The following is a 17,774-nucleotide window of genomic DNA, read 5'->3' on the forward strand; positions in this document are numbered from 1 at the left end:
TCGCGAAACTCGTTGACAATGCCTCACCCGTGGCCGAACACTGGGCCTGTCGGCCCAACGGCCGGCACAGCCGAATCCCCCATCCGCGAGCGGCCCAATGGGCCGCGGATGCCGCACGCCCGCGTGTTGTTCTCATCGAGGAGGAAAGCATGCCCACGTCCGACACCCCTGTCCGGCCGGCCCGGCGGCGTGGTCGATTCCGCACCCTTGCCGGAATCGCGGGTGCGGTGCTGGCGATGACCATCGTCCCCGGCGCCGCCAGCGCGAACACCTGCTCCAGCCAGACCGGCAACAACGGCGGCTACTACTACACGTGGTGGACCGACGGAGGCGGTTCGGCCTGCATCAACTTCGGCTCCGGCGGCAACTACAGCACCACCTGGCGCAACACCGGCAACTTCGTCGGCGGCAAGGGCTGGAGCAACGGCTCCCGGCGCACGGTGAACTACTCCGGCAGCTTCAACCCGTCCGGCAACGCCTACCTGACCCTCTACGGGTGGACGTCCAACCCCCTGGTCGAGTACTACGTGGTCGACAACTGGGGCACCTACCGCCCGACCGGCACCTACAAGGGCACCGTCACCACCGACGGCGGCACCTACGACATCTACCAGACCATGCGCTACAACCAGCCCTCGGTCGAGGGCACCAAGACGTTCCCGCAGTTCTGGAGCGTCCGCCAGCAGAAGCGCACCGGCGGCAACATCACCACCGGCAACCACTTCGACGCGTGGTCGCGCGCCGGGATGCGGCTGGGCAGCTTCAACTACTACATGGTGATGGCGACCGAGGGCTACCAGAGCAGCGGCAGCTCGAACATCACCGTCCGATGAGGATGACCCGGCGCGCCCTGCTCACCGGGGCGGCGGCGCTGGTGGCGTTCACTCCGAGGTCTCCCGGGCCGACCTGCCGCGCATCGAGCAGAACCTGACCAACCGCGGCCGGTGCGCGGGGATGACCTCCCCGCGGACCGGCCGCGCGGTGGCCCCGCCTAGCGAGTCCCGTCCACCCCGGCGAGGCGGGGAAGGGCGCTCACCCCGGTCCCGGGTGAGCGCCCTTTTCCATTGTCCCGTCTCGGGCTTGCTTTCACACTCGGGTGCGGCTCACCGATCCGCGCTGACCACGAAGCGGGCCAGCTCGGTGCGCGAGCGGATGCCCAGTCGCGTGTAGATGTTGCGCAGGTGGTGTTCCACGGTGCGGGGACTCAGGACCAGCGTGCGGGCGATCTCGCGGTTGGTCTCGCCGTCGGCCACCAGGCGCGCGATCTGCGTCTGCTGCGGGGTGAGCCCGCCGGGCGCGGGGGCGGGCGCGGCGGCGCGCAGCTCGGTGCTGGTCCGCTCGACCCAGTAGGCCGCGCCGTGGGTGTGGAACAGCTGCATGGCCTCGCGCAGGTGCTCGCGGGCCGCGGTCGGTCTGCGGTCGCGGCGCAGGTGGTGGGCGTAGAGCAGGTGGGTGCGGGCCAGCTCCAGGGTGGCGCCCGCCTGGCGGTGCAGGGCCAGGGCGCGCTCGAAGTGGACGGGCGGGTCCGGGTCGAGCAGGGCCCGGCAGCGGTGCGAGACCGCCCGCCAGTGCGGGCCGCGCAGGCTCATCGCCCACGCGTCGTAGCGGGCCAGCGCGCGTTCGGCGACCTCGGGCCGACCGCAGCGCACCGCCGCCTCCACCAGCTGGGGGACGGCGAGGGCGCGGATGCCGGGGTGCGCGCGGCCGACGCCGGTGGCCATGGTGCGCAGCCGCGACAGCGCCTCGTCGGGGCGGTCGTCGATCAGGTCGACGCAGGCGCGCGCCCACGCCGCGTAGGCCGCGGGTCTGCCCAGCCCTCGGTCGGCGATGGCGGGCGCGGCCTCGGTCAGGCGCGTCACGGCGGTGTCGCGGTCGCCCAGCGACACCGCGGCCAGCGCCAGCAGCACGGTGTGCTCGACGGCGATGTTGCGCTGCCCCGCGCAGCAGGCGCGGCCCTCAGTGGCCGCGCGCACCGCCACCGCGACCCGGTCGGCGGCCAGAGCCACCACGGCCAGGTGCACGAGCGCGGCGGGCAGCAGCTGCGGCGCCTCGGTCCTGGCCATGCCGACCGCGGCCGTCGCGTGCTCGTAGGCCAGCGGGACCTGGCCGAGCGTCAGCGCCACCTCGCCCGCCCAGACCAGTCGCCTGGTGTCGCGCGCCGCCCACGCCGACGCGTGCCGCAGCGGCCCGCGCGCGGCGGTGTGGTTTCCGGCGAACGTCGCGGCCAGGCCCGAGCTGTGCGCGGCCGCCAGCGGGTCGGCCGAGCCGAGCGCGACCAGCTCGCGGGCCAGTGCGGCGTGCCCGGAGATGTCGCCCGCCATCCGCCGCGCCTCGCCCGCCAGCATCAGCGCCACGGCGCGCTCCTTGGATTCGGTGATCCGGTGGGCCGCGGCGGCCAGCTCGTGCGCGGCGATCGCCGGGTCACCGTCGCGCAGTTCGATCTCCCCGCGCAGCAGCGCGATGCGGCCCGCGACCTCCGGCTGCCCGCGGGTCGCGTCCAGGTCGGCGAGGGCGCGCGCCGAGCGGCCCGCCACCCACGCGGCCTGGGCGGCGTCGAGCAGCAGGCGGGCGCGCCCGCGCGGCTCGCTCGTGCGCACGGCGGCCATCCGGTAGAGCCGTGAGGCGACGATCGGCTCGGCGGAGCGGGCCGCCGCGGCCAGCTCCGCGGCGCCGACCTCGCCGGGAGCGGCGCTCGCCCGGTGGCACAGGGCGCGCGCCGGGTCCGGCTCGGTCTCGGCCAGCGCCGACCAGGTCGCGCGGCAGGCGACCGCGCCCGCTTCGGCGCGGATGGTGGCGGCGACGGCGGGGGAGCTGGTGGTGCCGTCGGCCAGCAGCACGCCCGTGCGCAGCGCGACCTCCGTCGGCGGGACGTGGCCGCCGCACGCGGCGATCAGGAGGTCGGGCTCCTCGGCCAGGACCTTGGCGATGGCCGTGCGGTAGCGCCCGCCGGGCGGCAGCACCGCCGACACCACCCCGGCGCGGGCGGCCGAAGCCAGCGCGAGCAGGTGGCCGGGGACGCCGCCCGCCAGTTCGACCAGGGCACGGCGCACGTCGATGGGAAGGGTGACCGCGTCGGCGAGCAGGCGGTCGGCGGACTCCCCGTCCAGCGGGGGGAGGACGGCCTCGGGGAGCCCGGGCAGCGGGGAGCGGCGGGCGACGATGAGGGCGTCGGCGTCGCGCAGCAGCGCGTCCACCTCGGCGCGGTCGAGGTCGTCGCCGTCATCGACCAGGCGGATGCCGCCCCGCGTCCGGGCGGCCAGCGCGCCGAGAACCGCCGTGCGGCCGATGCCCGGCGGGCCGGTGAGCGCCAGCGCCCCGCCGCGGAGATCCGCCAGGCTGGCCAGGACATCGGCGCGGCCGTACATCCCTCGATGAAACACCACGGCCGAACGTTTCACAACCGTCGGGGTGACCGGTTCCGGCGCTGTCGCCCGATTCGACCAGCGGCTCCCCGGCCGGACTTTGGGCCCGCGGTGAGTGCCCGATTGTCCGCGGGCAACAGTTTTCCGTGCCATCCCGAGGATCGTTGACGGCCAGTTGACTCTCTCGTAACTTCCAAGGACGGCGATCTTCGGCGATCTTCGGGGACTTTCCGAGCTTGTCCTACGGTTCTGTGGGGTGGTGGTCGTGGTGGCGGCTCCGCGCGGGAGAGACGGGTTCGAGCCGTGGCGCGACATCCCGGCGGTGGCGGCCCGGGTGCTGCGCCCGCGCATCGACGCCATCGCCTGCGAGCTGGTCGAGACGATCCGCACCGAGGTCGGCGGCTACCGGGCAGCGCCCAACACCGACGTCGGCCGCGACGTGCTCGCCGCCGTCCGGCGGGCGGTGGCCCAGTTCGTCTCGCTCATCGAGAACCCGGTCGCGCCGTCCTCCGACGACGTGGAGTTCTTCCGCCGGCTCGGCCGCACCGAGTACCGCAACGGCCGCGAGCTGGACGACCTGCAGGCCGCCTACCGCGTCGGCGCCCGCGTCGCCTGCCGCCGCTACGCCCAGATCGCGCAGGCGGCCGCGCTGCCCATGACCACGGTGCTGAGCATCAGCGACGCCGTCCTCGCCCACATCGACAACCTGGCCAACGAGTCCGCCAAGGGCTATGCCGAAGCCAAGTCCCACGGTGTTGACGACCCGGGTCGCCGCCGTCGCGCCCTGGTCGAGCGCCTGGTCAGGCGCAACCCGCCGGAGGTCGGTCCCAGCACGGCCGAACTGGCCGAACGGGCCGGGTGGGCGGTGCCGGACGCGCTGGCCTGCCTGGTCGTGGACGACCCCGGCGGCGGCCGCTTCCGCTTCGACCCGGACGTGCTGCTCCTGGAGCGCGCGGGCGAGCTGACCGCCGTCATCCCCGGACCCCGGGTGGCCGCCGCGTGCGCGGCGGTCGGCGGGGCGCGGGCGGCGGTGGGGCCCGTTCTGCCGGTGGCGGAGACGTGGCTGTCGCGCTACTGCGCCCGCCTCGCCCTGCGCACGCTGCCCCGCTCGCCGGAGGTCATCGCCGCCGACCAGCACCTGCTGGAGCTGTTCCTGCGTGCGGGGGAGCCGCTGGGCGCGCTGCTGGGCAGGCGCGGGGTCGACCGGCTCGCGGAGCTGGGGGCGGGCAAGGCGGCCCGGCTGGCGGAGACGCTCGCGGCACTGCTGGCCTCGTGGGGCCGCTCCGCGCCGGAGATCGCCGCCGAACTCGGCATTCACCCGCAGACCGCGCGGTACCGGCTGCGCCAGCTCGACGAGGTCTTCGGAGACCGCATGGGCGACCCCGACTTCCGCTACGAGGCCGAGACCGTCCTGCGCCTGCGGGCACTGAGGCGCCGCGGGTAGGCCTTGGGCTACTCTCCGGCGGGCGGACTACGGGGGCGGCATGGGCGAAGCACGGCCAGGGCGGGCGATGGTGCGCTTCGGCGAAGCCGAGCTGCTTCCCGACCTCGACCACCCCGGCGGCTGGCTGCTCACCGTCGACGGCGTTCCGCAGTCCTATGTGGATGAGTACGACCCGTTCCGGCTGGAGTTCGACTACGTCCGCAGGCTCGGCGACCTGGTCGACCTGGCCGCCCCGCCCTCCACCCCGCTGGCCACCGTGCACATCGGCGGCGGCGCCTGCACCCTGGCCCGCTACCTCGCCGCCACCCGGCCCGGCTCGGCCCAGCGGGTGGTCGACGCCGACGGCGAGCTGGTCGCGTTCCTCACCGCCCACCTCGGCATGGACATCCCCGGTGTCAGGGTCACCGTCGGTGACGGCCGCGCCTACGTCGCGACCCTGTCCGACCGCGTCGCCGACCTCGTCGTCCTCGACGCCTTCGAGCGCGCCTCCGTCCCCGGCGGCCTCGCCACGGTCGAGTTCGCCCGCGAGGCGGCCCGCGTCCTCGCCCCCGACGGGATGTTCCTGCTCAACGTCTCCGACGGCCCCGGCCTCCTCTTCGGCCGCCGCGTCGCCGCCACCCTCCTGGCCACCTTCGCCCACGTCCTGCTCCTGGCCGAACCCGGCGTCCTGCGCGGTCGCCGCTACGGCAACCTCGTCCTCGCCGCCTCCGCCTCCCCCCTCCCGGTCTCCGGCGTCGCCGCCCGAGCCGCCGCCGCGCCCTTCCCCTCCCGCTGCCTGGCAGGCGCCCACATCCCCGAGTTCACCGCCGACGCCCGCCCCCTCACCGACCACGACACCATGCCGTCCCCCACCCCGCCCTGGGGCCTGCTCGGCCGCGCCTGAGGGGTCCACCAGCCGGGAAACTCCGGGCCGCCCCCGAGCCGGCGTCGCTATCGTCGCCGCGTGTCCCCCGAGCAGCGCGCAGCCACCAGATCCGACATCCCCGCCATCGCCGCCCTGATGCGCGCCTCGGTCCTGGAGCTGTTTCCCCACTTCCACACCCCGCGCGAGACGGCGAGCGCCGCCGCCTACCTGACCGAGCCCGACACGGTCCTCATCGACGACGGCACCTACTACGTCCACGAGGCCGACGGCGAGATCGTCGCCTGCGGCGGCTGGAGCAAGCGCGACAAGCTCTACACCGGCTCCGGCGCCCGCCCCGGCGAAGACCGTCTCCTCGACCCCGCCACCGAACCCGCCCGAGTCCGCGCCATGTTCGTCCACAGCTCCTGGACCCGCCGCGGCCTGGCCCGCGCCACCCTCAACGCCTGCGCCGAAGCCGCCACCACCGACGGCTTCCGCTCCCTCGTCCTCATGGCCACCCTCCCCGGCGTCCCCCTCTACCGCTCCTACGGCTTCCGCGAACTCACCCGCGCCGACATCCCCCTGCCGGATGGCGTCACCCTGACCGGGGTGTCGATGGAGCTGGCGCTCGACTTCACGTCGACATGACGTCGCACGGTGGTGGTGAGACCGAGAGGGGATTGCCATGACCGTGTGGGACGAGGCCGCGAGCCGCACATACCACCGCCGGGCCACCGGTGTGCCGCGGTGCTTCTACCGCCACGTCGCCGACGACGCCGACGTCGCCGACGACATCGCCGCCGAGGTTCGGGGGGCGGCCGGTGGTGGTGGACATCGGAAGCGGGCCGCCGGCTCGCCGATCGTCATGCCCACAACCCTAGGCTGTGTTTTCCCGTGTGGGACATGGCGGTCGGCGAGCCTGGTGCGGTACCAGGGCCTCAGATGTCCGCCTTGACGAACTCGTAGGCGCCCGCCGCCTCGGAGGTGAAGTTGTACTTCACCGTCGCCAGGCCGAACGGCTTCGCCGGGTCGACCTTGAAGATCGTGGTCGTGCGGGGTGGGTTGCGGTTCTCGGCGGGGCCGTACTGGTAGTCGCCGGTGAGGCCGTCGAAGGTCACCGTGCCCATTTCGCGGGAGGCGGCCAGCAGGCCGTCGCGGGACAGGTCGCCGCGTTCGACCGCCTTCTCCAGCAAGGCGGTCATCGCGCGGGCCTGGTTGTAGCCGAAGGCGAAGTAGTAGTCCGGCTGCTGCTGCGGCGCGAACTGGCCCATGTCGGAGACCATCGACTGCATGCCGGGCACGCTGGTGTCGCCCCACTCGGTGCCGTCGGCCGCGATGAACACCGTGGCCTCCAGGTACGCCGCCAGCGGGGACTGGGCCAGCGCCCCCACCCACGACGGCGACTGCCCGTACCAGCGCGGCGAGAACTTGCCCTGGGCCGCTGTGCCCCAGATCTTGCCCGCGTCCGACGGGGTCGCCACCAGAAAGACGACCTCGCAGCCCGCGCCGGCGAGGGCCTGGATCTGGCCGGCGTAGTTCTCGGTGCCCGCCTTGAACTTCTGGGTGTTGGCGACGGTGAAGCCGTAGCGCTCGGCGGCGAAGTCGACGCCTTCCTGGCCCGCTTCGCCGTAGACGTCGTCCTGGATCATCGTGCAGACCTTGGACGCCGGGGTGCCGCCGTCGCTGAAGTAGTGGTCCATCGCGTTGATGGCCTGGACCTGGTACGGCGCGCCGATGGGCAGCAGGTTGTCCTCGCGCACCCACAGCGCGTCCAGGGACGCGGGGGCGGCGATCACCTTGTCGGTGCGCAGCAGCGGCAGCACGGCCAGGGTGGACGGGGTGCCCAGCAGCTGGGTCAGGGCCACCACGTCGCCCTTGATCTTGTTGTACTGCTGCACGGCCACGTCCGGCTGGTACTGGGTGTCCTCCTGCACCAGTTCGACCTTGTACTTGCCCGCGACGCCCCCGGCGGCGTTGAGCTGGTCGAACCACACCTTGTTCCCGGTGGTCAGCGGCTGCCCGATCACCGCGACCGGGCCGGACAGCGGTGAGAGCACGCCCAGCTTGATGGTGGTGCCGTCGAAGCCGGGGGCCGCCGCGGGCGCGCCCGCCGGGCCGCCGCCGGTGTCGCCGCCGCCCCCGCCTCCTCCGGCCCCGCCGCAGGCCGCGGTCAGGGCAAGCGCGGCCACCGCCGCGACTGTCGCCACTCGGTTCATTCGGGGCCTCCTAGTACGAGAACGGCCAAGTCCGGAAGTAGGTCTTCATCCGCAACCAGATCCCCGCCAGCCCGCGGGGCTCGAACACCAGGAACAGCACGATCAGCACCCCGAAGATCGCCTGGTTGAGCGCGAACACGCTGATGAACCCGTCCCCGCCCACCGAGGTCTGCACCCCGGGGATGACGTCGCTGTAGCGGTCGATGAGCGCGGGCAGCGCCCCGACGAAGACCGCGCCGAGCACCGCGCCGAAGATCGTGCCCATCCCGCCGACGATGACGATCGCGATGTACTGGATGGACAGCAGCAGGTTCCACTCGTCGGGGGAGACGAACTGCTGGTAGGCCCCGAACAGCGCGCCCGCCACGGCCGCGATCGCGCTGGACACCATGAACGCCGCGATCTTGTACCGGCCCGCCCTGACCCCGATCACCTCGGCGGCCTGGTCGCGGTCGCGGATGGCCTGCAGCGCCCGGCCCGGCCGGGTGCGCACCAGGTTCTTGGCCAGCAGCGCCACCAGCGCGACCAGCGCCCACACCAGCCAGAACCAGCCCTGGTTGCGCGAGTACACCTCGCCCGCGACCTCGATCGCGGACAGGTCGACCACCCCGAGATCGGTCGACGCGCTCACCGACGTGCCGGAGTTGCCGCCGGTCACCGGCCGCAGGTTGCGCCACAGGTGCTCGCCGACGAACACCAGCCCGAGCGTCACGATGGCCAGGTAGTGACCGCGCAGCCGCAGCGTGAACGGCCCGATCAGCCCGCCGAGCGCCGCGCCCACCAGCGCCGCGGCCAGCAGCCACACCGGCAGCGGCATGCCCAGCGTGCCGCCGACGACGGCCGTGCAGTACGCGCCCGCGCCGATGAAGAACGCGTGCCCCAGCGAGATCTGCCCGCAGTAGCCGGTCAGCAGGTTCAGCCCGATCGCGCCGATCGCGGTGATGCCGACGTAGATGAGGATCGAGAGCCAGAAGTCGTCGTGCACCACCGTGGGCAGCACGGCGAACACGACCACCATCAGCGCCAGGCCGACCTTCGCGCCCGGCGTGCCGAAGAGGCGCAGGTCCTGGGCGTGGTCGCGGACGAGGTTGCGGTGCGGGCGCGCCATCAGATCCGCCTCACGTCTCTGGTGCCGAGCAGCCCGTACGGTCTGACCAGCAGGATGAGGATCATCAGCACGTAGGGCACGATCACCGAGACGTTGTCGCCGGCCCAGCCGAACAGCTGGTCCTGGTAGCCGCGGGTCAGCGCCTCGGCCAGCCCGATCACCAGCCCGCCGAGCACCGCGCCGGTGGGGGAGTCCATGCCCCCGAGGATCATCGCCGGGAACGCGGCCAGCGCGATGAACCCGATCGACGGCGACAGCCCGCCCGGCCCCGACGCCAGCAGGATTCCGGCCAGCGCCGCCAGCGCCGCCGCGATCGCCCACGACACCGCGTACACCCGCCGCGCGCTGATGCCCTGGGCGAGCGCGGCCTCCGGGTCGAACGCGGTCGCCCGCATCGCCAGGCCGAACGGGGAGTACCGGAAGAACAGGAAGAACCCGACGACGACCGCCGCCGTCAGCCCGATCGTCCACAGGTCGCGCACGCCCAGCACCAGCGCGCCGACCTCGACGGTCTGGATGTTCCACGGGTTGACGACCTGCAGGTTGTCGAAGCCCCAGATCGCGGTGATCACCGGCTCGATGACGAACAGCAGCCCGATGGTGATCATGATGACGGCGAACGGCGGCTGCCCGACCATGCGCCGCAGCACGATCCGCTCCACCGCCGCCCCCGCGACCGCCGCCGCCAGGCAGGCGAACACCACGGCCACGGCGAAGGCGAGCGCCAGGTTGGTCGAGAACGTGTAGCCGAGGTAGGCGCCGAGGGCCAGCAGCCCGCCCTGGGCAAAGTTGATGACCCCGGTCGACTTGAAGATGACGACGAACCCGAGCGCCACCAGCGCGTAGGTGCAGCCGAGCGCGAGCCCGGCGAAGAGGTTCTGCAGCAGCGCGGTCATCGGTACATCGCCTCGATCTCCCCGGCGAAGCGCTCGGCGATGGCGCGGCGCTTGACCTTCTGCGTGGCGGTCAGGTCGCCGTCCTCGTGGTCCAGCTCGCGGGTGATCATCGTGAACCGCTTGACCCGCTCGACCTGGGCCAGCTCGGCGTTGGCCGCGTCGACGGCCTGCTGCACCAGCGCCCGCACCTCCGGCTTGGCCGACAGGTCGGCGTAGGTGGTGAAGGTGAGGCCGCGCCGGGTCGCCCAGTTGCCGACGGTGTCGCGCTCGACGCCGATCAGCGCGGTCAGGAACTTGCGCCGGTCGCCGATCACCACGGCCTCGCGGATGTAGGGCGAGACCTTCAGCAGGTTCTCGATCTCCGACGGGGAGACGTTCTTGCCGCCCGCGGTGATGATGATGTCCTTCTTGCGGTCGGTGATCCGCAGGTAGCCGTCGGCGTCCAGCTCCCCGACATCGCCGGTGCGCAGCCAGCCGTCGGCGTCCACCGCGCGGGCGGTGGCCTCGGGATCGTCCAGGTAGCCCTGGAAGACCCCGGCCGAGCGGGTCAGGATCTCCCCGTCGTCGGCGATGCGGACCTCCACGCCGGGCAGCGCCGTGCCGACCGCGCCGAGCCGCACGTCGCCGACGGGGGTCAGCGAGCAGATCGCGGTGTTCTCCGTCTGCCCGTAGCCCTCGCGCACCGGAACCCCGATCGCCCACAGGAACTCCAGCACCCGCGGCGCGATCGGCGCCGCCCCGCTGATCGCGGCGCGCACCCGCGACATCCCCAGCTTCTCCCGCAGCGCCCGGAACACCAGCGCCTCGGTCAGCGCCAACACGACCCGGTCGGCGAGGGTCGTGACCCCGTTCATCCGGCGCGGCGCGATGCGCATGCCGTGCTTGAGGCACGTGCGGTAGACCAGCCGCTTGAGCCGGGTCGCGTCCGCCATGCGGATCTCCACGCCCGCCATCAGCTTCTCCCAGACCCTCGGCACGCCGAGGAAGACCGTGGGCTGCACCTCGCGCAGGTCCTGCGGGAACGCCGGGCCGCCCTCGCCGAAGTTGACCACCAGACCGGCCCACACGCCGTCGATCACCGTCAGCAGGCGCTCGGCGATGTGGCACAGCGGCAGGTAGCTCAGGATCTCGTCGTCGCGGCCGGCGCCCAGCGCGTCATGGAAACCGGACCCGGCGGCGACCAGGTTGGCGTGGGAGATCATCGCGCCCTTGGGCGGGCCGGTCGTGCCGGAGGTGTACACCAGGATCGCGGTGGCCGACGGATCGATCGCGGCGACGTCGCGGGCGAAGTCGGCCCGCTCGCCCGCCGCGGCCAGCTCCTCGAAGGTGAGGACGCCCTCGTGCTCGGCCAGGCGCACGCCCTTGGGGTCGATGAGCACGATGTGGCGCAGGTCGGGCAGCTCCGCGCGCACCGCGACCGCCTTGTCGAACTGCTCCTCGTCCTCGGCGACCAGCACGCTCGCCCGCGAGTGCCGCAGCAGGTAGGCCACCTCCGCCGACGGCGAGGTCGGATACACGCCCATGGTCTGCGCGCCGATGCCCTGCGCGGCCAGGTCGGCCACCACCCACTCCGGCCGGTTCTCCGCGTGCACGGCGATCCGGTCGCCGGGGCCCACGCCCAGCGCGCGCAGGCCCGCCGCCGCCCTGGCCACCCAGTCGGCGTACTCCGCCCACGTCCACTCCCGCCAGACACCGCGGCGCTTGTGCCGCATCGCCACGGCGGCGGGCCGCTCGTCGGCGAGCTGGAGCAGGCGCGCGGGCAGGCAGGCCGCGTCGGTCGCCGCCGGGGCAGTCAGAGCGTTCGGGACCGTCATGCGCCACCGCCCAGGTAGGCCTCGATGACGCGCGGGTCCTCGCGGACCTGCGCCGGGGTGCCCGCCGCGATCGCGACGCCGAAGTCCAGCGCCACGACCCGGTCGGCCAGGTCCATGACCAGCCGCATGTCGTGCTCGACCAGGATCATCGCCAGGCCCAGCTCCCGGCGCGCCTGCACCAGGTACCTGGCCATGTCCTCGGTCTCCTCGACGTTCATGCCCGCCACCGGCTCGTCCAGCAGCAGCAGGCGCGGCTCCATCGCCAGCGCCCTGCCCAGCTCGGCGCGCTTGGCCACGCCGTAGGGCAGCAGCCCGGCCGGGGTGCGCCGGTAGGGCTCCAGCTCCAGCAGCTCTACCACGTCCTCCACCGCGGCCCGGTGCTCGACCTCCTCCCGCTTGGCCCGTCCCCACCAGGCCATGCCCGCGAGGAATCCGGTCCGCATCAGGTGGTGGCGGCCGAGCATCAGGTTGTCCACAAGCGACAGGTGTTGGAAGAGACCGAGGTTCTGGAAGGTCCTGGCCACGCCGAGCCCGGCGATGGCGGCGGGGGCGCGGCCGACCAGTGAGGTCCCGTCCAGCGCGATGCGCCCGCCCTGCGGCCGGTAGACGCCGTTGAGGCAGTTGAACACCGAGGTCTTGCCCGCGCCGTTGGGGCCGATCACCGCCAGCAGCTCGCCGTGCCCGACGGTGAACCCGACGCCGTTGAGGGCGGTCACCCCGCCGAAGCGCAGGGTCAGCTCCGCCACCTCCAGCAGCGGCGTGGCGGGCGCCGCGGCCGGCGCGGTCGCCGGGGCGGGAGCCGTCAGGCGCTCCATCGCTTCCTCCTGCGGTAGCTCTTGACCTCGGCGAAGGACCGGCGCTGCCCGTCGGCGGGGGCGCCGAGGTAGAACTCCCGGATGTCGGCGTCGTCCATCAGCTCGGCGGCCGGGCCGTCGCGGACCACGGAGCCGACCTCCATGACGTAGCCGCGATCGGCGATCGACAGCGCCATCACCGCGTTCTGCTCGACCAGCAGCACCCCGGTTCCCTGCGCGTTGATCTCGGCGATGATGTCGCGCACCTGCTCGACCAGCCTGGGCGCCAGGCCCAGCGAGGGCTCGTCCAGCAGCAGCAGCCGGGGCGCGGCCATCAGCGCGCGCCCGATGGCCAGCATCTGCTGCTCGCCGCCGGAGAGGTACCCGGCCGTCGAGCCGCGCCGCTTGGCGAGCACCGGGAACAGGTCGAGCACGCGGGCCATCGACTCCTTCGCACTGGCCCGCGCCCTGCGGTTGTGCGCCCCGACCCGCAGGTTCTCCTCCACGGTCAACTCGGCGAAGACCCGCCTGCCCTCCATCACCTGAGCGACGCCGAGGCGCACCACGTCGGCGGGATCGGCCCCGGTGACGTCGACGCCGTCGAAGGTCACCGAGCCCTTGGTGATCCGGCCTCGGTGGGGGACGAGCAGGCCGGTGACCGCCCGCAGCAGCGTCGTCTTGCCCGCACCGTTGGCCCCGAGCAGGGCGACGATGCCCCCGTCGGGGACGGCGAGGCTGAGCCCGCGCAGCACGAGCACGACGTCGTCGTAGACGACTTCGAGGTTGGCCACGGCCAGGATCGGATCGGCGACCGGATCGGTGACCGGATCGGTGACCGGGGTGTCGGGTTCGGCCAAGACCCCTCCCGAGGCGTGAGCCAGCTCACAATGTTCCCGGACGGTAACCGGGTCGGGTGATTCGGACAAGGGACCCCGGCAGGCGGTGACCCACCTGCGACCTGAGCCCGTGCCGGTCCACCGTGGACTGATCCAATCGGCTGTGGGCAGCCGGGCCGGTGAGCGCTAGGATGGTCGCTCCGGCCTGGTCGGCGCACCCGGGAGGATGAACCCGCGGCATGGTCACTCGACGCGCTTACCGCAAGTGGCGGGCGCTGGTGGAAGACCTGCCGCTGCCTGAGCCGTTCACCGTGCCCGACCTCGTCGCCGCCGTCGCCGCGCGCCGGGGCAGGCCCATCGACATCGGCACCCTGCCCGGCGGCGCGAGCGCCCAGACCTGCGGCGTCTGGTTCCAGCTCGTGGACAGGGACGTCATCCTCGTCGAGGAGAACACCAGCTCCTTCCACCGCGACCACATCGTCCTGCACGAACTGGGCCACATGCTCTGCGACCACCGCGGCGGTGCCGACGAGCAGGGGCGGGGGGACGGGATCGCCGCGCTCGCCCGGCTGCTGCCCGACCTCTCACCCGACCTCGTGCGCCGCATGCTCAACCGCACCGCCTACACCACCGACGAAGAGCAGGAGGCCGAACTGGTGGCCAGCCTCATCCGGATCACCGCCGAGGCGCGGGCCCAGCGGGCCACGCCGGGGGTGCTCGGCAACCTCGCCGCCGCGCTCGGCCTCGACCGGGCAGCGCGGTGACCCCTGCCGACCTGCGCGACTTCGGCACCGCCGTCGTCACATCCGGGTGCGTGGCGCTGTGGCTCTCCATCCTCATCCGCGTCCCCGCCGCCCGGCACTCCCAGCCGCAGCGGCGGCTGCTGATCGCCGTCATCGGCATCGCGGGCTCGGTCACCGCCTACCTCAACCCCATCACCGCCCTGCTCAACCGCGGCACCGTCCTGGGCCACAGCTGCGGCATCGTGATGAACGTCTGGGGCGTCATCGCCTCGGCCTTCGTCCTGGACTTCGTGCTCGCGGCCCTCGGCAGGCGCAGGCCCGTGCCGGTCTACGCGGGCGCGGTCGGCGTCAGCGTCGGGCTGTTCCTGCTCGACACCGGCGCGGGCGCCGCGGGCTGCGTCACCTCGATCGCGGTGCCCTGGTACAGCCCGTTCTGGTGGCTGCTGTCGATCGCGCACGTCGTCGCCGTGCTGCCCTGCGCCGTCCTCTGCGCGCGCTACGCCCGCCGCGCCGAGACCCGGCCGCTGCGCCTGGGCCTGGGGCTGCTGGCCGCGGGGTTCACCTCGTCGACGTTCTTCTGGTCGTTCGTGATCATCGCCTACCTGTTCACCGGCGACCCGTGGCTGGGCGCGTTCTTCCCGCTCAACATCGGCATCACCACCTGGCTGATGGTCGCGGGCGTGCTGGTCCCGGTGGTGGCCAGGGGAGTGCGCGCCGTCGGCGAGGCCCGCGACCTCAAGGCGCTGGAACCGCTGTGGACCGAGACGACCACCGCCGTCCCGCACGTGCGGCTGCCCGCCTCCGCGGTGCCCCGGCGCTCGCTGGACTTCCGGCTCTACCGCAGGGTCATCGAGATCCGCGACGCCCTGATGGTGCTGCGCGACCACATCGACCCGGCCGAGATCAGCGCGGCCAGGGCGCGCGCGGAGGCCGCCGCCGACCCGGCCGAGCGCGAGGCGCTCGCGGTGGCCTACTGGCTCTCGGCGGCCATCGCCGCCCGCGGCGCGGGCGGCGGCCCCGTCGAACCGCCCAGGCAGCCCGCCGCCCCTCCGGCCGGAGACGCCGACTGGGCGGGCGAGATCGCTTTCCTGCGCGCGGTCGCCCGACTGCGCGAATCCGAACTGGCGGGCGACCGCGCCCGGGAAACGGCGGACCCCCGATGACCGCGCTCGACCCGGCGACCCGGCTCACCTCGCTGCAGTCGAGCACCGACCGGTTCACCTTCGGCGTGCTCGACGGCCTCGGCCTGAGCAGTGGAGCGCACTGCGTCGACCTCGGCGCGGGCGCGGGGTCGGTGGCCGACGGCCTCGTGGAGCGCTGCCCGGACGGGCGCGTGGTCGCCGTCGACCTCGACGTGTCCCACCTGGACGGATCGCGCGCGCAGGTGCTGGCCGCCGACATCGCCGACCTCGACTTCGCCCCCGGCTCCTTCGACCTGGTGCACGCCCGCTTCGTGCTGTGCCACCTGCCGACCCGCGACGAGGTCGTCGCCAAGGCGGCGGGCTGGCTGCGGCCGGGCGGCTGGCTGGTGGTGACCGACCCGTTCCACCTGCCGGAGGAGACCGCGCCGCACCCGGTCATCGCGCGGATCATGGCGGCCTACCGCCGCCTGCAGTCCGGCTCGGACCTGACCTGGGTGCGCCGCGTGCCCTCGCTGCTCGGCGCGGCGGGGCTGTGCGACATCGAGTTCACCGCCCGCCCGGCGTGCCTGGGCAACCGCGACGGCGACCGGTGGCGGCCGCTGATCGATCAGGCCGCGCCCGCGCTGCTGGAGCGGGGTCTGGTGACCGAGTCGGACCTGGCCGAGTTCCGCTCCCGACTGGTGGAACCGGCCTTCGTGGACATCCCGCAGGTGACCCTGGCGGTGTGGGGCCGTAAGCCGTACATCGCAATGGGAGCCGAGGTTGTTACCGGGAGTCCGGTCGTTAACCGAAAGATGTGATGAACCGTATCGAATAGTGGAATCCTGCTCGCCTGACGGCCTCCGGTGTGGTCCCCTCAGAGGGGTCAACGCACCGCAACCGACATGGAGGGCACATGACGACGACTGAGTCGGTGCCCGGCAGCAGCGAGACCCCCACGGATTGGGTCATCGGCGGCCGGGCGACCACCTGGCCCCGTCCTCGCACCCCCGAGGACGACGACTACGAACCCACCATCGTTCGAGGTCTGGACTGACGCGACCCCCCTGGGCGGCCCGACCGGCTACCCAGGGGAGCCGGGCGTCACCGGCGCCACATCCCCCGCGAAGACCCCGTCCGGGTCCACCCTGGCCCGCACCTCGGCCGCCAGCGCCGCGCGCCGCCGGTCAAGATGGCCCTGCGGCTGGGTCCGCGACGCAACCATGCTCGGCACCGTCGTGCCGACGTCCCAGGGCGACAGCGCCCTCCTGACCACCGCCAGATGTTCGGCCGACGCGGCATCGGCGGTCGCGCCGAACGCCGTGTAGGCGAAGCCCGCGTCGAGGTGGTCCAGCAGGCCGCCCGCCGGAGCCCGCTCGGCCAGCGCTCCGCCGAGGTGGTGCAGCTCGGCCACCGGCAGCGGCGACCCCGACCCCTCGCCGAGCACCCGCAGGAACTCGGCCACCCCGTCGCGGCCGATCTCATCGAGCAGCAGGTGATCGCCCACCGTCCTGGCCGGGCCGACGGGGTGCTCGGCGGCGAACAGCGGCGCGGCGGGTCCGTCGGAGCGCCACGTGTCGCGCAGCGGCGTGGCGACGGCGCGCAGCGGGCCCAGCAGGTCCTCCGCGTCGCCCATCGCGGACGAGCCGCCGAGGACGGCTCCGGTCACGCACACCACCGGGTCCTCGGTCCACGGCACCGCTTCCCCGGAGAGCACCCGCACCGACGTCGTGGCCTGCCGGGGCGCGTCCACGGCCCAGTCCCGCCACAGCGTGAGGAGCTGGTGGGCGTTCTCCAGCGGCCAGTACGCCGCGCCGGTCACCACCGAGCGCAGCGGGAACAGCCCGAACTCCACGGCGGTCACGACGCCGAAGCCGCCCCCGCCACCGCGCAGCGCGTCCAGCAGGTCGGCGTCGGTGTCGGCGTCCACCCTGCGGGTGAGCGCGTCCGGGCCGACCACGTCGAAGGCCGAGACCGTGTTCGAGGCCAACCCGCGCGCGCGGCCGTGTGCGCCGACGCCGCCCCGGGTCAGGTAGCCGACGACGCCCACCGCGGGGGCGGCGGGGTGCACGGCGGCCAAACCGTGGCGGGCGGCCTTGGTCACGACCTCCCGCCAGAGCGCGCCCGCCGGGGCACGCGCCATCAGCCGGTCTTCGTCGATGGTCACCGGCTCCTGGATCGCCGTGCGCACGAGGAGCGCGTCCCCCGGGGGGCGCTGGGCGGCGTGGGCGTGGCCGGTGGTGTGCACGCGCACGGGGATGGACCGCGCGGCGGCGTGGGCCACGACGGCCTCAGCCTCCCTGGCCGACCGCACGGTGACAACGCGGTCCGCCTCCCCATGTCTCACCGTCGCCAGCGTGACCGCGGGGGGCGGGCCGGTCATCCGCGTTCGTGCTCGATCGGCCGACCGGTGTCGAACGCACGTTCGACACCTGATATGCTCATGTGGCTCGGGTTCGTGAACGTCGTCGGGGAAGGGCGGCAGTTCCTCGCCCGAGCGACGACCCGCTCTGGCGAGGGGACTGGACCACCGTCGCCAGAGCGGGTTCTGTTCTTCTCGGCACCCTTGTGCCCGCATTCTGGGAGCGCTCCCTAT

The 17,774-nt window shown here is 73.5% G+C and carries 16 protein-coding genes; 8 read left to right on the forward strand and 8 right to left on the reverse strand.

The window, feature by feature from the left end:
* Positions 1–236: 236 nt before the first annotated feature.
* Positions 237–833 carry a glycoside hydrolase family 11 protein gene (locus ACFPM7_RS14700; RefSeq protein ID WP_378248150.1) on the forward strand — a complete coding sequence of 199 codons (597 nt, stop codon included), beginning with the start codon at positions 237–239 and terminating at the stop codon, positions 831–833.
* A 270-nt stretch (positions 834–1,103) separates the two neighbouring features.
* Here ACFPM7_RS14700 and ACFPM7_RS14705 read toward each other — a convergent pair whose 3' ends face one another.
* Positions 1,104–3,383: a LuxR C-terminal-related transcriptional regulator gene (locus ACFPM7_RS14705; RefSeq protein WP_378248152.1), complete on the reverse strand. Its 2,280-nt coding sequence runs from the start codon at positions 3,381–3,383 to the stop codon at positions 1,104–1,106.
* 235 nt (positions 3,384–3,618) lie between these two features.
* Between ACFPM7_RS14705 and ACFPM7_RS14710 the strand changes: the two genes are divergently transcribed.
* The 3 genes from ACFPM7_RS14710 to ACFPM7_RS14720 are packed head-to-tail and all read left to right on the forward strand — an operon-like array spanning position 3,619 to position 6,298.
* Positions 3,619–4,806: a helix-turn-helix domain-containing protein gene (locus ACFPM7_RS14710; protein ID WP_378248154.1), complete on the forward strand. Its 1,188-nt coding sequence runs from the start codon at positions 3,619–3,621 to the stop codon at positions 4,804–4,806.
* A 40-nt stretch (positions 4,807–4,846) separates the two neighbouring features.
* A complete protein-coding gene (locus ACFPM7_RS14715; protein WP_378248156.1) occupies positions 4,847–5,689 on the forward strand; it encodes a spermidine synthase in 843 nt (280 codons plus the stop codon).
* 60 nt (positions 5,690–5,749) lie between these two features.
* The gene (locus tag ACFPM7_RS14720) at positions 5,750–6,298 is read left to right on the forward strand and encodes a GNAT family N-acetyltransferase (protein ID WP_378248158.1); all 549 of its coding nucleotides are present in this window, start codon (positions 5,750–5,752) and stop codon (positions 6,296–6,298) included.
* Positions 6,299–6,588: 290 nt separating this feature from the next.
* On the opposite strand, the gene ACFPM7_RS14725 is transcribed toward ACFPM7_RS14720, so the two are convergent.
* Genes ACFPM7_RS14725 through ACFPM7_RS14750 form a run of 6 tightly spaced genes read right to left on the reverse strand, consistent with a single transcriptional unit; the run spans position 6,589 to position 13,278 of the window.
* Positions 6,589–7,866: an ABC transporter substrate-binding protein gene (locus ACFPM7_RS14725; protein WP_378248160.1), complete on the reverse strand. Its 1,278-nt coding sequence runs from the start codon at positions 7,864–7,866 to the stop codon at positions 6,589–6,591.
* Positions 7,867–7,876: 10 nt separating this feature from the next.
* On the reverse strand, positions 7,877–8,974 hold the full coding sequence (locus tag ACFPM7_RS14730) for a branched-chain amino acid ABC transporter permease (RefSeq protein WP_378248162.1): 1,098 nt from the start codon (positions 8,972–8,974) through the stop codon (positions 7,877–7,879).
* The gene (locus tag ACFPM7_RS14735) at positions 8,974–9,870 is read right to left on the reverse strand and encodes a branched-chain amino acid ABC transporter permease (RefSeq protein ID WP_378248164.1); all 897 of its coding nucleotides are present in this window, start codon (positions 9,868–9,870) and stop codon (positions 8,974–8,976) included. Before ACFPM7_RS14735 ends, ACFPM7_RS14730 begins: the two co-directional genes overlap by 1 nt.
* On the reverse strand, positions 9,867–11,684 hold the full coding sequence (locus ACFPM7_RS14740; RefSeq protein WP_378248166.1) for an AMP-dependent synthetase/ligase: 1,818 nt from the start codon (positions 11,682–11,684) through the stop codon (positions 9,867–9,869). The genes ACFPM7_RS14735 and ACFPM7_RS14740 overlap by 4 nt, the downstream gene beginning before the upstream one ends.
* Positions 11,681–12,499, reverse strand: coding sequence for an ABC transporter ATP-binding protein (locus tag ACFPM7_RS14745; RefSeq protein ID WP_378248168.1), 819 nt, complete (start codon positions 12,497–12,499; stop codon positions 11,681–11,683). Before ACFPM7_RS14745 ends, ACFPM7_RS14740 begins: the two co-directional genes overlap by 4 nt.
* Complete coding sequence (locus tag ACFPM7_RS14750) at positions 12,487–13,278, reverse strand: ABC transporter ATP-binding protein (protein WP_378248396.1); 792 nt, start codon at positions 13,276–13,278, stop codon at positions 12,487–12,489. Before ACFPM7_RS14750 ends, ACFPM7_RS14745 begins: the two co-directional genes overlap by 13 nt.
* 275 nt (positions 13,279–13,553) lie before the next feature.
* Between ACFPM7_RS14750 and ACFPM7_RS14755 the strand changes: the two genes are divergently transcribed.
* The 4 genes from ACFPM7_RS14755 to ACFPM7_RS14770 all read left to right on the forward strand — a co-directional run bounded on the left by ACFPM7_RS14755 (position 13,554) and on the right by ACFPM7_RS14770 (position 16,235).
* Positions 13,554–14,078, forward strand: coding sequence for a hypothetical protein (locus tag ACFPM7_RS14755; protein WP_378248169.1), 525 nt, complete (start codon positions 13,554–13,556; stop codon positions 14,076–14,078).
* Positions 14,075–15,220 (forward strand): MAB_1171c family putative transporter, encoded by a 1,146-nt coding sequence (locus tag ACFPM7_RS14760; protein ID WP_378248170.1) that lies wholly within the window; start codon positions 14,075–14,077, stop codon positions 15,218–15,220. The genes ACFPM7_RS14755 and ACFPM7_RS14760 overlap by 4 nt, the downstream gene beginning before the upstream one ends.
* A complete protein-coding gene (locus ACFPM7_RS14765; protein ID WP_378248171.1) occupies positions 15,217–15,999 on the forward strand; it encodes a class I SAM-dependent methyltransferase in 783 nt (260 codons plus the stop codon). The genes ACFPM7_RS14760 and ACFPM7_RS14765 overlap by 4 nt, the downstream gene beginning before the upstream one ends.
* 95 nt (positions 16,000–16,094) lie before the next feature.
* On the forward strand, positions 16,095–16,235 hold the full coding sequence (locus tag ACFPM7_RS14770) for a hypothetical protein (protein WP_378248172.1): 141 nt from the start codon (positions 16,095–16,097) through the stop codon (positions 16,233–16,235).
* A gap of 27 nt (positions 16,236–16,262) precedes the next feature.
* On the opposite strand, the gene ACFPM7_RS14775 is transcribed toward ACFPM7_RS14770, so the two are convergent.
* Positions 16,263–17,525: an FAD-binding protein gene (locus ACFPM7_RS14775; RefSeq protein WP_378248173.1), complete on the reverse strand. Its 1,263-nt coding sequence runs from the start codon at positions 17,523–17,525 to the stop codon at positions 16,263–16,265.
* Between the last annotated feature and the right edge of the window lie 249 nt (positions 17,526–17,774).

Source organism: Actinokineospora guangxiensis (assembly GCF_042657845.1).
GTDB lineage: Bacteria > Actinomycetota > Actinomycetes > Mycobacteriales > Pseudonocardiaceae > Actinokineospora > Actinokineospora guangxiensis.